The organism is Mycobacterium sp. NGS41 (assembly GCF_059812725.1).
Window position 1 is genome coordinate 57,384 of sequence record NZ_JCALDF010000022.1, and the last position, 14,026, is coordinate 71,409.

At 66.7% G+C, this 14,026-nt stretch carries 12 protein-coding genes; 6 read left to right on the forward strand and 6 right to left on the reverse strand.

What is annotated here, in order from left to right; all coding sequences use genetic code 11:
• Nucleotides 1–2: 2 nt before the first annotated feature.
• Nucleotides 3–1,136, reverse strand: coding sequence for an alpha/beta hydrolase family protein (locus AC5Y21_RS18690; protein ID WP_499914520.1), 1,134 nt, complete (start codon nucleotides 1,134–1,136; stop codon nucleotides 3–5).
• Nucleotides 1,133–1,780: a TetR/AcrR family transcriptional regulator gene (locus AC5Y21_RS18695; protein WP_499914522.1), complete on the reverse strand. Its 648-nt coding sequence runs from the start codon at nucleotides 1,778–1,780 to the stop codon at nucleotides 1,133–1,135. The genes AC5Y21_RS18690 and AC5Y21_RS18695 overlap by 4 nt, the downstream gene beginning before the upstream one ends.
• 89 nt (nucleotides 1,781–1,869) lie before the next feature.
• Here AC5Y21_RS18695 and AC5Y21_RS18700 point away from each other — a divergent pair, with 89 nt between their 5' ends.
• Together AC5Y21_RS18700 and AC5Y21_RS18705 are read left to right on the forward strand one after the other, a co-directional pair.
• Nucleotides 1,870–2,451 carry a VOC family protein gene (locus tag AC5Y21_RS18700; protein ID WP_499914524.1) on the forward strand — a complete coding sequence of 194 codons (582 nt, stop codon included), beginning with the start codon at nucleotides 1,870–1,872 and terminating at the stop codon, nucleotides 2,449–2,451.
• A 6-nt stretch (nucleotides 2,452–2,457) separates the two neighbouring features.
• Complete coding sequence (locus AC5Y21_RS18705; protein ID WP_499914525.1) at nucleotides 2,458–3,006, forward strand: hypothetical protein; 549 nt, start codon at nucleotides 2,458–2,460, stop codon at nucleotides 3,004–3,006.
• Here the strand turns inward: AC5Y21_RS18705 and AC5Y21_RS18710 are convergent.
• Complete coding sequence (locus AC5Y21_RS18710) at nucleotides 2,963–3,628, reverse strand: TetR/AcrR family transcriptional regulator (RefSeq protein WP_499914527.1); 666 nt, start codon at nucleotides 3,626–3,628, stop codon at nucleotides 2,963–2,965. The two genes, AC5Y21_RS18705 and AC5Y21_RS18710, sit on opposite strands and share 44 nt — an antisense overlap.
• Before the next feature lie 91 nt (nucleotides 3,629–3,719).
• Here AC5Y21_RS18710 and AC5Y21_RS18715 point away from each other — a divergent pair, with 91 nt between their 5' ends.
• On the forward strand, nucleotides 3,720–4,628 hold the full coding sequence (locus AC5Y21_RS18715) for an oxygenase MpaB family protein (protein WP_499914528.1): 909 nt from the start codon (nucleotides 3,720–3,722) through the stop codon (nucleotides 4,626–4,628).
• A 134-nt stretch (nucleotides 4,629–4,762) separates the two neighbouring features.
• The gene (locus AC5Y21_RS18720; protein WP_499914530.1) at nucleotides 4,763–6,328 is read left to right on the forward strand and encodes a PPE family protein; all 1,566 of its coding nucleotides are present in this window, start codon (nucleotides 4,763–4,765) and stop codon (nucleotides 6,326–6,328) included.
• 2 nt (nucleotides 6,329–6,330) lie between these two features.
• Here AC5Y21_RS18720 and AC5Y21_RS18725 read toward each other — a convergent pair whose 3' ends face one another.
• Nucleotides 6,331–7,812 carry a PPE family protein gene (locus AC5Y21_RS18725; RefSeq protein WP_499914532.1) on the reverse strand — a complete coding sequence of 494 codons (1,482 nt, stop codon included), beginning with the start codon at nucleotides 7,810–7,812 and terminating at the stop codon, nucleotides 6,331–6,333.
• 184 nt (nucleotides 7,813–7,996) lie between these two features.
• Between AC5Y21_RS18725 and AC5Y21_RS18730 the strand changes: the two genes are divergently transcribed.
• Nucleotides 7,997–10,237 (forward strand): heavy metal translocating P-type ATPase, encoded by a 2,241-nt coding sequence (locus AC5Y21_RS18730; RefSeq protein ID WP_499914534.1) that lies wholly within the window; start codon nucleotides 7,997–7,999, stop codon nucleotides 10,235–10,237.
• Nucleotides 10,238–10,344: 107 nt separating this feature from the next.
• Here the strand turns inward: AC5Y21_RS18730 and AC5Y21_RS18735 are convergent, their stop codons facing one another.
• Entirely contained in the window at nucleotides 10,345–11,067 is a 723-nt protein-coding gene (locus AC5Y21_RS18735) for a DUF2275 domain-containing protein (RefSeq protein ID WP_499914536.1), read from the reverse strand.
• A gap of 44 nt (nucleotides 11,068–11,111) precedes the next feature.
• On the reverse strand, nucleotides 11,112–12,017 hold the full coding sequence (locus tag AC5Y21_RS18740) for a class I SAM-dependent methyltransferase (RefSeq protein ID WP_499914538.1): 906 nt from the start codon (nucleotides 12,015–12,017) through the stop codon (nucleotides 11,112–11,114).
• 320 nt (nucleotides 12,018–12,337) lie between these two features.
• Between AC5Y21_RS18740 and AC5Y21_RS18745 the strand changes: the two genes are divergently transcribed.
• Complete coding sequence (locus AC5Y21_RS18745) at nucleotides 12,338–14,023, forward strand: PPE family protein (RefSeq protein WP_499914540.1); 1,686 nt, start codon at nucleotides 12,338–12,340, stop codon at nucleotides 14,021–14,023.
• Nucleotides 14,024–14,026 lie beyond the last annotated feature (3 nt).

Genomic DNA, 14,026 nt, shown 5'->3' on the forward strand with positions numbered 1-14,026 from the left:
GTCTAACGCCACCGCTTGTGGATCCACGTGGCGATGGTGTCGGCCTGCTCGCTGCGTGCGCCCGGGGTGGTGAAGTAGTGATCGGTGTCGATCGATGCTTGCCCTTTGTCGGTGCTGGCCAGCGCGTCGTAAATGCGTTGCGCGTCAGAGGGAAACACACCCGTGTCGGCCTCGGCGTTGATCACCAGCGCAGGGCAGGTGATGCGTGCGAGGTGCGGCTCGGCCCGCGTCTGCGCCACCCGCAGGCTCCACATGCCCAGCCAGTTGCGCAGGGTGCAGGCCGCGGCGATGCCATGCGCGGAGCGGTTCGCCTTGGCCGGGACGCCCGCATAACACAGGTTGGGCTGACGCTTGGTCGGCTCGATGGTGGGATCGACCATGCGCGGATCGGCCCAAGTCCGCATCACGGTGAACGGCCGGTCGGAAAAGCCCGCGGCACGAACACGTTTGAGCTCCGCCTCGGCCCAATTGGAGATGGCGTGGTTGCGCGCCGTTTGCGCCGACCGGTAGCGGGCGACGAAATCCGGCGAATACGGCGGCCCGTTGCGCTCGTCGAACAGATCGAGGTCGGGATTGGTTGCTATTGGGTCGTTTTCGTCGACGACGGCGGCGTCCATCCAGGCCGTGAGCACCTCTGGGCGTCCGGGATGGGCGGCGGTTGCGACATACCCGTCGGCGCGCAGCAATTCGGTCACGCCGGCTGCGGGCCGCATGCCGTCCAGCGGTGTGACATTAGGGTCCACCGCCTGTGACTGGTAGGCGGCCATCAGTGATCCGCCACCCGAATTGCCCAGCAGCACAATATTTTCTATGCTCTGAACCTCACGCAACCAGCGCACCCCCACGCCGATGTCGACCAGTGCGTGGTCGAGCAGAAAGCTGCTCTCGAACCCGCGAAACCTGGTGTTCCAGCCCAGAAAGCCGATCCCGCGGGTGGCCAGGTAATCGGCAATGTAGTGCTCGGAGAAGTCGATCTGGTAGTGCGTGGCGATCATCGCCACCTTCGGCTTGCGGCCCACTCCGCGGTGATACAGCCCTTGGCAGGGATGTCCGCCGGCCCCGGCGCGCGCGGCGGTGGGCGACGGCAGCCCGACGAACTCCCGGATAACCCCTGGCGTGCAGGCGTGACGAGTCAATGTGACCGATCCTCCTGGCTGTAGATGGCTCGGTAGTAGATGTTGGCGAGGGTCTTGATGCAGGCCTCGTCGTCGGCCGGCGCGGCCTCGCGGGCCGGCCCGCTGAGCTGGATATAGCAGAACTGGTTGAACATCGCCACGATCGCCTCGGCGAGCAGACGCGGATCGTCGTCGGGGCAATAACCCTCGGCCTGAGCACGTCGGACCGACTCGGAGATGAATGTGATTGGTATCAAACACATTTCGGCCCAGTATTGCGCGAAGTCATCGTTGATCATGGCCAGCTGCGACACGCTTATCACCTCGGCGAGCCGGTTGCGGTAGGTGTGCCAGTGCGCGGCAGCGGCCTCGTGAGCACGCTCGCGGTTGGACAGCCCGTGCCGGGTGACGGTGAGCGCCCGCTGGTTGGCCTCGTCGCGGAAGCGCAGCGCCCACTGGCGGACCATCGCCTCCTTGGAGTCGTAGTAGTTGTAGAAGGACGCCGCCGAGCGGCCGGCTTCGGCAGCGATGTCGGCGATGGTCGTCGCCAGGATTCCCTTGCGCGCGACGACGGTTCGCGCGGCGGCGTCGATCGCGGCCTGGGTGCGCCGGCCACGGTGGGTCGGGAATTGCGCGGGGGGCCCGCCTTGAAACGCGGTCGACACCTGCACCTCCTGGAGTGAAACTGAATCTGATGTTAGATTCAGTTACGGATCTTGGCCAGCGCCGGAACCGGGGACGATGGAGCCGCAGAATGATCAAGCCGCACAACACCAACACCGAGTTCGAGCTCGGCGGAATCAATCACGTCGCGCTGGTGTGTTCGGACATGGCGCGCACCGTCGACTTCTACACCAACATCCTCGGGATGCCGCTGATCAAGTCGCTTGATCTGCCCGGTGGCCAGGGCCAGCACTTCTTCTTCGACGCCGGTAATGGCGACTGCGTCGCTTTCTTCTGGTTCGCCGACGCGCCCGATCGGGTACCAGGCATCTCGTCACCGGGAGCCATCCCCGGCATCGGTGACATCACCAGCGCGGTGAGCACCATGAACCACCTGGCATTTCACGTACCGGCCGAGAAGTTCGACGCCTACCGGCAGCGGCTCAAAGACAAAGGCGTGCGCGTCGGGCCAGTGCTCAACCACGACGAGAGCGCGATGCAAGTGTCGGCCACGGTGCATCCCGGCGTCTACGTTCGCTCGTTCTACTTCCAGGACCCCGACGGCGTCACACTGGAATTCGCCTGCTGGGTAAAGGAATTCACCGAGAGTGATACGACGACGGTGCCCAAGACGGCCGCCGACCGACGGCCTCCGGTGGCTGTGGGGCGCTAGCCCGTGATGACCGACGGCATCTTGACTGACAGTCAGATCGCGGCGCTGACGGCCGCGCAGCGACGAGAGCTGATTCGCCGGCTGGAGAAGCCGCTCAACGAGCTGGTCGACCCGGAGTTTCTGGTGCGGGTACGGCGAATCCGGTTGGGCCTGCTGGTCGGTGGCTCGATCGCGCTGATTCCCTGGATTGCATATCTGTCCCTAACGCTGCCGCAGAAGTACGTCGCCCACAACTGGGATGTGACCTGGGTCGGCTTCGACGTGCTGTTGGTGGCGTTCATGTTGGCGACGGCCGTGCTGGGCTACCTGCGCCGCCAATTGCTGCTGCTGGCGGCGTTCACTTCCGGCGTTCTGCTGATCTGCGATGCGTGGTTCGACCTCATGACGGCGGGACCTGCTGACCTCTGGTTGTCATTGGTAACCGCGCTGTTGATCGAGGTGCCGATAGCGATCTTCCTGATCACCAGTGCGCAACGCATCATGCGGATCACGATGATGCGTCTCTATCTGCTCAAGCCTGGGATGCGCCTTTGGCAGTTGCCGCTGTTTCCATGACGCGGTACAAGGTCGGCTCGGTGAGTTCTTCGAGCAACGCCGCCAGTAGGTCGACCAGCTGGTCTTCCTCCATGTGCACGTCGTTGGCCAGCCAGGCGCTGATGGTCTGCGCGACGCCGCCGACCGCAAAGTTCGCCGCCGCTTTGACGTGGTCGTTTGCCGGTGCCCGCAGCGAATCGACGGCGTACTGACCGGAGAGCGCCGCGAACAGAGCGCTGGATTCGGCGCGCTTGCGCACCACGACGGCGTTGGCAAGCCGGGTGCTGAACAGCAGGCGCCCGACGCGAGCGTCATTGGTGATGGTCCGCACCACGTTGGCCATCCCGGCACGGGCCTGCTCGTCGGCCGGGACCGCGGCTACCGCGGCCTGGGTGGTAGCGGCCAGGTCGGCGAATACCCAGTCGAAGACACCGCAGACGAATTCGTCCTTATCGGTGAAGCTTTCGTAGAAGTAGCGGGATGCCAGGCCGGCCCGTCGACAGATGCCCCGCACGGTCAGGGCGGCAAGGTCCGGCCGGTCGGAGCCCAACAGGTCCAAGCCCGCGTTCAGCAGCCGGCCGCGGCGCTCGGCCAGCCGCTCGGCGGCGTCGACGCCGCGGTAGGGCCGCGCGCTGGGAGTCACCGACACCACCTTGACACCAGAGCAGGGTACCGCCAAAATCAGGAAACAAGCGTTCTCACAATTAGCGGGGTACCGCGGCAGGAGTGCAGCGATGGCGATGCAAGAGACGGTGCAGCAGCCGATTCCCCATGTCGAGCGCCCGATATCCGACCCACCCCGCCCACAGCGGCCCGGACGTCGGCGACGGATTGCTCGCGACTACGGCTTGATGGGCGTGGCGCTGCTGGCCGGGCCGGCCAACGTGATCATGGAGCTGGCACGTCCCGGCGTCGGCCACGGGGTGGCTGAGAGCCGTGTCGAGAGCGGTCGCATCGACCGTCATCCCATCAAGCGCGCACGCACCACCTTCACCTACATCTCGGTGGCCAATGCCGGCACCGACGCACAGAAGGCTGCCTTCCGTCGCGCCGTGAACCGCGCGCACGCGGAGGTCTACTCCACACCCGATAGCCCGGTGTCCTACAACGCCTTTGACCCAGAACTCCAGCTGTGGGTTGCGGCGTGTATCTACAAGGGCGGCGTCGATATCTACCGCACCTTCGTCGGTGAGCCGGACGACGAGGAAGCCGACCGCATGTACCGCGAGGGCATGTCGATCGGTACCACGTTGCAGGTGCCACCGGAAATGTGGCCGGCGGACCGGGCCGCCTTCGACAAGTACTGGCAGGAGTCGCTGGAAAAGGTGCACATCGACGACACCGTGCGCGAATTCCTCTATCCCATTGCCGTGTCCCGGATCCGGGGCGTGCGCATGCCACGCCGGCTGCGTGAGCTGTCCGAAGGCTTCAATCTGCTGATCACCACCGGCTTTCTGCCTCAGCGATTCCGCGACGAGATGGGGTTGCCTTGGGACGCTGCCAAGCAGCGGCGTTTCGATCGGCTGATGACGGTGATCGGGGCGGTCAACAGCGTGCTGCCGCGCATTCTCCGGGAGTTCCCGTTCAACCTGATGCTCTGGGACTTGGACCGGCGGATCCGCAAGGGCCGCCCGCTGGTCTGACGCCCGCGGCGAGCCAATCGCCGCTCGGCGGCATTGAAAACGACAATCATATTCATTAAGCTTTCGGGCTGGTAAAGCTCTCCAGCCCGAGGAGTATCTGTCGTGACATTGCGCGTCGTGTGCTGTGGTGTCCGGTGACGGCGCCGGTGTGGATGGCCGCGCCGCCCGAGGTGCATTCGGCGCTGCTCAGCAGTGGCCCGGGGCCGGGCCCGTTGCTGTCGGCAGCGGCGGCCTGGTCCTCGCTGAGCACCGAATACACCTCGGTGGCAGACGAGCTGGTCGCGTTGCTGGGTGCCGTGCAAACCGGGGCCTGGGAGGGCCCCACCGCCGGGCAGTACGTGGCCGCGCACGTGCCCTACCTGGCGTGGCTGGTGCAGGCCGCCGCGAACAGCGCAGCAGCCGCGGCCCGGCATGAGACCGTGGCTGCGGCCTACACCGCCGCGCTGGTGGCCATGCCGACATTGCCCGAGCTGGCCGCCAACCACGCCATCCACGGAGTGTTGGTGGCCACCAATTTCTTTGGGATCAATACGATTCCGATAGCGCTCAACGAGGCCGACTATGTGCGGATGTGGATACAGGCGGCCACCACGATGGCCACTTACGAAGCGGTGTCCGACGCGGCCGTGGCCGCCACGCCTAATACCGCTTCGGCGCCGCAGATCCTGAAATCCGACGCGCAAACCCTGGATTCCGGCGACGATCACGACCACGGGTTCGAGAGCCCGTTAAACGACGCCGTCGCCAACCTCCTCCGTTCCATCACCGGCGGGCGGGTGGATTGGAACCCCGCGGAAGGCACCCTCAACGGACTGCCTTTCGACTCGTACACGAACCCGTTAGACCCGATGTGGTGGGTGGCTCGAGCGCTCGAGCTGTTCCAGGACTTGCAGCAGTTCGTCACCTTGTTGCAGGAAAATCCGGCGGCGGCAATCCAGTTCCTCGTCGAACTCATACTGCTCGACTGGCCGACTCACCTCGCCCAACTCGCGCCCTTCCTGGGCCCGCAGTTGCTCGGCGTTGCGCTGGGTATCGCCGCGGCCAACGTGGGCGCGGTGGCCGGCTTCGCAAGCTTGGCCGGCTTGGCCGGCCTCCAGCCCACCCCAGTGCCGGTCGTCGCCCCGGCGCCGGCGCCCGGATCGCCGCCACCGATAGTGGCCCCGACCACCGGGACCGCCCCGGCCGTCGCCGCGTCGGCAACCGCCACCGCGCCGGCCCCGCCCTCCCCGTCCGCCACCGTTGCCTCGGCCCCCGCACCCGCTCCGGCGGCAACCGGCGTCGCGGGCTTTCCGCCCTATCTGATCGGCGGCGGCCCGGGGATCGGCTTCGGTTCGGGGATGTCTACCCGCGCCAAGGCCGAGGAGACGGCCTCCGATTCCGCGGCCGCGGCGGCCGCAGCGGCCGCGGAGGCGGCAGCACGTGCGCAGGCGCGGGCCCGTCGGCGCCGCAGGACGGCGGTCGGGGAACGCGCCCATCGCGACGAGTACATGGACCTGGATTCCGATCTGGGAAGCTCGCCACCCGACTCAGGCGCCTCGGCGTCAGACCAGGGCGCGGGACCGGCGGGGTTTGCGGGCACGATGCGTCGGGACATGGCCCCGCAGCCGGCCGGATTGACCGCGCTGGCCGATGACGGTTTCGGTGGTGGTCCGTCGGTGCCGATGTTGCCCGGCAGCTGGGATCCGGACGCAACCGAATAGCGTCAGTCCGGATCGGGCTCCCACGTGCCCGGCACCATGGGCACCGACGGGCCGCCGCCGAACTCATCGCCGGCCAATGTGGTCAAACCCGCAGCCGCGATGCCGTCGGCCTTGGATGTCGTTCCCGAGAAACCCAGCGTTCCCCCGCTTCGGTCGGATGCCGTCGAAGTGGGTGGCTCGGTTTCGGCATCCGGGTCGAGGTCCATGAACTCGTATCGGTGACCTCGAAGTGGGTGGTGATCGTTCATCGCGGCTCGGCGGCGCCGACGGGCTCTGTCCTTATCCCGCGCCGAGGCGCCGGACTGGGCCGCGGCCGCCGCGATATCGGGCTCGGGCGCCTTTCGCTGTGCGCCGGTGCCCATCCCCGTGCTGGCCCCCATGAACGGACCGCCCACCAAATAGGGATAGGGCGGGAACGGGGGGCCTGCGGCCGGCGGGGCTGCGGTCGCAGCGGTCGTCGTGACGGTTGGTGCCGTACTGGGGGCCGAGGTCGAGGTCGGGGACGTGCCGAGGGACGGGGCCGTCGCCGTGGCCGCGACCGGGGAGGAAGTAGTCACGGGCAGATTGGAAACATCGGGCGCAGGCGGAGCCTCCGCCGTGACCGGGGCGGCCTGTACGGCGGTCAACGCGGTAAGCCCGCCGAAACCGCTAACCAGGAATCCGGGGCTGAACAGGAGTAACGGGCTGAGCGACACGCTCTGTATTCCCGGGGCGAACGCCTGGATAGCTTCGAGCAAATGTCCGGCTTCGTCGGCCATCAACGCCGGGACGTCACTCGTTATGTCCTGTAGCGCCGCCGCTGGGTCTTCCGGGAATTCCTTGATGTCCCTGCCCAGCGTGTTGGTGACCTCGGTGACCCGGTTCACCCACCAACTGGCCTCGTGCGGGTTACCGCCGTCGTTGTCGATGATTCCGCCGTCACCGTCGTCGCTGCCGTCGTCGTCGGCGTGCATGATCTGGGGGGCCGGGCTGGTTTGCGGTGCCGATGCCACCGCGGCGCCGGAGACCGCCTGATAGGTGGTCATCGTGGTGGCCGCCTGAATCCACATCCGCACATAGTCGGCCTCGTTGAGTGCGATCGGGATGGTGTTGACTCCGAAGAAATTGGTGGCCACCAGCACCGTGTGGATGGCGTGGTTGGCGGCCAGCTCGGGCAGCGTCGGCATGGCCGCCAACGCGGTGATATAGGCCGTGGCCGCCGTCTCGTGCTGCACGGCCATACCCGCGCTGTTGACGCTGGCCTGCAACAGCCATGCCAGGTACGGCAGATGGGCGGCGACGTATTGCGCGGCACTAGGCCCTTCCCAGGCCCCCGCTTCCACCGCCTCGAGTAGCGCGGACAGCTCTGCGGCAACAGTGGCGTAGGTGGCGCTCAACGAACTCCACGCGCCGGCCGCGGCCAGCAGGGCGCCCGGCCCCGGACCGCTGCTGAGCAGGGCCGAATGGACCTCAGGCGGCGAAGCCATCCACAGCGGAGCCGTCATAGTGGGCCGCCGGGCTCGAGCCGAAGCGCCAACCAAAACTCCTTAAAAATTCAGAGGATACTCAAAAGTAGTCGCTGACCGGCCGGAAAAGTTCCCGAACAGCGACGAAGCCCAACGAGGTAATTTGGACCCCACGCGCCGGCCCTGACGGCGAATGTCGTCAGCCGCGCGTTGGAGAAGGCCAGTGACGTCAGCTATCGCACACGATCCAGAAAGCTCGCGGGCGCATCCCGTCGAGCTGGAAGTCCTGGGCATGACGTGTGCGGCATGCGCCGGCACGGTGCATCGCGCGCTCAACAACGTCGACGGGGTCCGCGCGTCGGTCAATTTCGCGACCCGCACGGCCACCATCGATACTGCGGACACCGTCAGCGTCGAATCGTTGTGCGCGATCGTGGCACAAGCCGGTTATCGGGCGCGACCACGCCGCCCACAGGCGCCGTCAACCGATGATCCCGCGGCCGAGCGTGCGCGTGACCTGTTGCGCCGGCTCGTGTTCGCCGCGACGTTGTTCACCCCGCTGGCCGGTCTGTCGGTGCTGTTCGCCCTGTCCCCGCACACCCGGTTCGCCGGATGGGGATGGCTGCTTGTCGTCCTGGCCGCTCCGATCGTCGTCTGGGCGGCATGGCCGTTCCACACGGTCGCCGCCAAGAACTTGCGCCACGGCAACGCCAGCATGGAAACGCTGGTCTCCATCGGGATCATCGCGGCCACCCTGTGGTCGCTCTACCGGATTTTCTTCAAGAGCAATGCCCACCCAGACGAGGGTGTCTGGCGGGCGATCATGCGCGGCGACTCGCTCTACTTGGGGGTCGCCGCGGGTGTCACCGTGTTTGTCCTCGCCGGCCGCTACTTCGAAGCACGAGCCGAATCCAAGGCGGGAGAAGCGCTGCGGGCACTGGCGGCCCTGCGCGTCGCGGAGGTCTCGGTACTCCTGCCCGACGGAGCCGAGTTGGTGATCCCCGCCGACGAACTCACCGAGCAGCAGCGGTTCGTGGTGCGTCCGGGGCAGCGCATTGCCGCAGACGGGCTGGTGGTCGAGGGCGAAGCCGCGATCGACATGAGCGCGATGACCGGCGAACCTGGCCCCGTGCAGGCCCGTCCGGGCAGCAGCGTGATCGGCGGCACGGTCGCCCTCAACGGCCGGCTGGTCGTCGAGGCCGCCGCCGTCGGCCCCGACACCCAGTTCGCCGGCATGGTGCGGCTGGTGGCAGAGGCACAGACAGGCCGGGCTGCTGCCCAGCGCTTGGCCGATCGCGTTGCCGGGGTGTTTGTGCCCGCGGTGCTGGCGATCGCGGCGGTCACTGCCGCGGCCTGGCTGATCGCCGGGGGCAGCGCCGATCACACCGTGTCCGCGGCCCTGTCCGTGCTGCTGGTCGCCTGCCCATGCGCCCTGGGACTGGCGACACCAACCGCATTGATGGTGGCCTCCGGCAAGGGAGCCCAACTGGGCATCTTCTTCAAGGGCCAGGCCGCGCTGGAAGCCAGCCGCAGGATCGACACCGTCGCATTCGACAAAACCGGCACGTTGACGACGGGTCGTCTCACCCTGACCTCGGTGACCACCGCGGCGGGCTGGGACCGTGGCGACATACTCACCTGGGCGGCAGCGGTGGAATCCGCGTCGGAACACCCGGTGGGCCTGGCCATCGCCGCCGCTGATCTTGGGTGCAAGGGGACGCTTCCGGTCGCAGACTTCCACGCTGTCCCGGGAAGCGGCGTGCTGGGAACGGTCGACGGACGCCGGGTAAAGGTGGGCAGGCCGGCGTGGGTCGCGAGGGCCGGGACCGTGGGAGCGGAGCTGGTCGCCGCCCGCGTTGCCTGCGAAACACGTGGAGACACAGTGGTTTTCGTCTCGGTCGACGATCAGTTATGCGGCGCCTTCGCGGTTGCCGACGTGGTGAAGGAGTCCGCTGCGGGCGCCGTGGCCACGCTGCACGAACGTGGGCTGAGCGCGGTGCTCCTCACGGGTGGCAACGCCGCCAACGCGCAGACGATCGCGACTCAGGTCGGTATCGACGAGGTGATCGCCGAGCTGCTTCCCGAGGGGAAGGTCGACGTCATCGAACAACTCCGCGACCGCGGGCGCGTGGTCGCGATGGTCGGTGACGGAATCAACGACGGACCGGCATTGGCGTGCGCCGATCTGGGTCTGGCGATCGGCCGCGGCACCGACGTGGCGATAAGCGCGGCCGATGTGGTCTTGGTTCGCGACAGCCTGGACTTGGTCCCACAAGCTCTCGACTTGGCCCACGCGACCATCCGCACCATCTGGGTGAATATGTTCTGGGCGTTCGGCTACAACCTGATCGCCATACCGATCGCCGCATCGGGTCTGCTCAATCCGCTGATCGCCAGCGCTGCGATGGCGTCGTCGTCGCTGTTCGTGGTGTCGAACAGCCTGCGGTTGCGCAAGTTTCAGTAGGCCGACGGTCGTTCGCTCGCTCGCCGAGCGTGAAACTGTCGCGAGGTTTTCGCCGTTTTTTCACGACAGTTTCACTTTGGGCGCAAAGGGGCCGCGGGCCGGTTCGGTCAGGCCGCAGAGTCGTTGGCCGACCGCAGATGCCCGCGTCGCCGTCCCCGAGTCGCGTTGTCCGGCAAGACGATGTCGTCCATCCGGGCGTTCGACGACGGCGTATCCGGCCCGCCGCGACGCCATAGCAACAGGGCCAGCACGGTGGCGACCACCACCGGAAGATGACTCAGCAATCGAACACCGGTGACCTGATCTGACAGGCCATCGCTGATCACATAGCAGGACAACACCACGGTGAAACCGGCCAGGATGCAGGCCAGGCCCGGCAGCGTTGCCCGCCACACCGTCGCAACCACCATTCCGGCGCCCAGCGCCAACGACCACGCGGTGGACTCGTTGAGCAGATGCTCGCCGCTCATGGCGCCGTGCGCGGTCCCGTGGGTCGCCACCATGCCGAAGTCGACGCCGGCGATCTGCGCGACGGCCAGCGCGATTTGAATAACGCCGACCACCGCCAGGGCCGCTCGCGCCCAATGCGACCGGACCCATTTCACCCAGTGGTCGTCGCTTACCGGCCCGCGCGATGTGGCATTGGCGAGACGATGTCCCCGGTCGGCGGCCATGCTGCGCAGTTGCAGCGTCCAACCTTGCGCATCGGCGTACCACGCCCGGCATTGCGGGCACGACGCGAGATGCTCGTCGACACGAGCCGAAGGCACGGGTTCACGCTCACCATCCAGCCGCGCGGACAGCGCCTCGCGGGCGATGTCACAGTCCACAGCCGCCAACATAATTCAGGACACCGCCCAACCAAAAGATCCGATCAGGCTTTGACGGCGCTGACCAGGGTGTTACGCGCGACCATCGGTCCGGCATCGATATCCGGTCCCGGCACCGGCCGGCCGACTGAGTGCAGGTAATCGGCCAACGGAGTACCGACCGCATTCCAACCGTGCTGGGCTAGCCATTCGGTGGCCGGAGCGTGCTGCTCGTTGTAGACCAGCTGAAAGAACACGCGGTCGTCGCCTTCGGCGACGGCGGCGCGCTCCTCTTCTACCTTGGTCTCGAATTCTTCCGGATCGAACGGGGCGCCGTCCTCGACCGCGACGTGACTGCCCGGCGCGGCCAACGTGTCGATGCCGGTGAAAAGCTGCTCCTGCGCCTCGGTGGGGAGATAGATCAGCAGACCCTCGGCGATCCACGCCGACGGCTTGGCTGCGTCAAAACCGTTGTCCCGCAGAGCTTGTGGCCAGTCGTCCCGAAGGTCGACGGCGATCTCGCGGCGCTCGGCGCGCGGTTGTGCGCCGTGTTCGGTGAGCACCTCGCGCTTGAAATCGAGGACCTGGGGGCGGTCCAACTCGAAGATCGTGGTCCCGTCCGGCCACGCGAGCCGGTAGGCGCGGGAATCCAGCCCCGCCGCCAGCAGGACCACCTGTCGTACCCCGGCGTCGGCGGCTCGGCGGAAATAGTCGTCGAAATACTTGGTGCGAGCACCCTGGAAGTTGACGAAATGCTCGCCGAAGTCGGTCGTCTTGAGTTCGTGGTCGTGGACCTTGCCGTCGAGAACGTCGGCGGCCGGACCGCCAACGGCACGACAGAACAGCTCCGCATAAGGATCGACGGCCAGTGGGTCGGGCTTCTGCGCTTCCAGCGCTCGCGCGGTCGCCACGAACAAAGCCGTCGCGCCGACACTCGTCGTGATGTCCCAGGTATCGCCTTCATTACGCACGCAATCGACAGTACGCGCGCGGCCACCGGCGCCGGTGCGAGCAGAGCGGCCCCAGGATCGTCTACCTGCGCAACTGTGAACCATACAAAGGATTAACCGCAAATGCGGAGGTAACTCACAGTTAATTCCGATTATACGGACATTAAACTCCCAAACAGAGGCAGCCGCTGATCAGCCCACTACGCGGCTCAGCCGGATTTGCAGTGCACTGGCCGCGTCACCGCGCGGCGTGACCACCGGCCGGCTCGAACTGGCCCGCCCAAAAGCCTCTGAGGGCGAGCAGGTTTTCCCGGAATGATGTCGCGAACGGGGGCACGACGATGACGGCACCGGTCTGGATGGCGCTTCCGCCTGAGGTCAGTTCGACATTGTTGAGTACCGGACCAGGACCCGGTCCGCTGCTGGCCGCTGCCGCGGCATGGAATTCGCTCGGTATCGAATATGCCGAGGTGGCCGAAGAACTCAGCGCGCTTGTCGCGGCGGTGCAAATCGGCGCGTGGCAGGGACCCAGCGCGGAATCGTATGTCGCCGCCAATACGCCGTATATAGCCTGGCTGTTGCAAAACAGTGCGAACAGCGCCGAAATGGCCGTAAGGCAGGAGGTCGCCGCGACGGCCTATGCAACGGCTCTGGCCGCCATGCCGACCTTGGCTGAGTTGGCCGCCAACCACGCCATCCACGCGGTGCTGGTCGCGACCAATTTCTTCGGGATCAACACCATCCCGATCGCTCTCAATGAGGCTGACTATGTCCGGATGTGGGTTCAGGCGGCCACCACGATGAGCACATATCAGATGGTGTCAACCGCTGCGGTAACTCCGTCGCCGCAGTCGACACAATCCCAAATGGCGCCCCAAATCGTGAAATCGAACATGGATTCCGGTTCGGGCATGAATTCCGGCTCCGGCTCGGGTATGGGCTCCGGCTCGGGCATGGGGTCAGGCGGCATGGGCTCCGGGGGCATGGGAAACATGCCCGGCATGAACACCACCCTGCCTACAACCTGGAGCCAGTTGTTCCAAGACATATTCCCACCGCAATTCAACCCGTTTTCGCCAACTTCCTTTCAAGGGATGCAGCCGAGTCTGGCGACGTTCATCCCGCGCGCTGAAGCCATGCTGGCCAATTACGCGGGAAACCCCGTGCAACTGATCGAGGCGATCATTCTGCTCGGGGTCCAGTTCGTCGTACACCGCACTATGTATTTGATTTGGCTCATCCTTTACAACCCGGCGGGACTGATCGGCTTTGCTCTCAGCAATCCGATCTACACCCTCGGGTTGACCGCGCCCCTGGGACTCGTGCCCGCGGCAGCGGCGGGTGGAACGGCGGCTGTCACGACCTTGGCCGGTCTTGCGGCCATGACGCCGGTGCCCGCGCCGGTTCCGGTCACAACCCCGCCGATTCCCGTCGCCGACGTGCCCAGTGTGCCGACCGCCCCGACGCCCTCCACCGTCAGCCCCGCACCGTCGCCCGCCTCGACTCCCGTGGGATCGACGCCCGCCGCCCCGCCGCCACCGCCCACGCCGTCAGTGCCCCCGACCTTGGGCACCGAAGGCGTGATCGGCGCGCACGGCGTCATCGGCGCGCAAAGCGGCGTCTATCCGTACCTGGTCGGCGCCTTCGGGTCTGAGTCGGAGTTGAGCGCGCGTGGCAAAGCGCGGCGCGCGGCATCCGCGGCAGCCGACGCGCCGGCCGCCGCGGCAGCAACGCCTGCGGAGCAGGAACGGGCGCGGCGAAGCAAACGACCGGCGTCGCAGGTAGATCGGGGTTACCGTTTCGAATTCCTGGATCTGGATTCGGATGCGCAGCCCACGGCCTCTGATCGGGCGGCGGGAACGCTCGGTTTCGCCGGCACGGCGGCCACGGCCGGTGCGCGGAGGCCCGGGGGATTGGCCACGCTGGCCCGCGATACCTTCGACGGCGGCCCGACCGTCCCGATGCTGCCCGGCGGCTGGAACTCGGATGCCGATGAATCCGACTCCTATAGGGGCATGCAAGACTAAACG

What these genes read in the sequence shown, in the direction of transcription:
- AC5Y21_RS18700 (WP_499914524.1), top strand. Translation starts at nt 1,870, where the DNA reads ATGATCAAGCCGCACAACACCAACACCGAGTTCGAGCTCGGCGGAATC.
- AC5Y21_RS18705 (WP_499914525.1), top strand. Translation starts at nt 2,458, where the DNA reads ATGACCGACGGCATCTTGACTGACAGTCAGATCGCGGCGCTGACGGCC.
- AC5Y21_RS18715 (WP_499914528.1), top strand. Translation starts at nt 3,720, where the DNA reads ATGGCGATGCAAGAGACGGTGCAGCAGCCGATTCCCCATGTCGAGCGC.
- AC5Y21_RS18725 (WP_499914532.1), bottom strand. Translation starts at nt 7,812, where the DNA reads ATGACGGCTCCGCTGTGGATGGCTTCGCCGCCTGAGGTCCATTCGGCC.
- AC5Y21_RS18745 (WP_499914540.1), top strand. Translation starts at nt 12,338, where the DNA reads ATGACGGCACCGGTCTGGATGGCGCTTCCGCCTGAGGTCAGTTCGACA.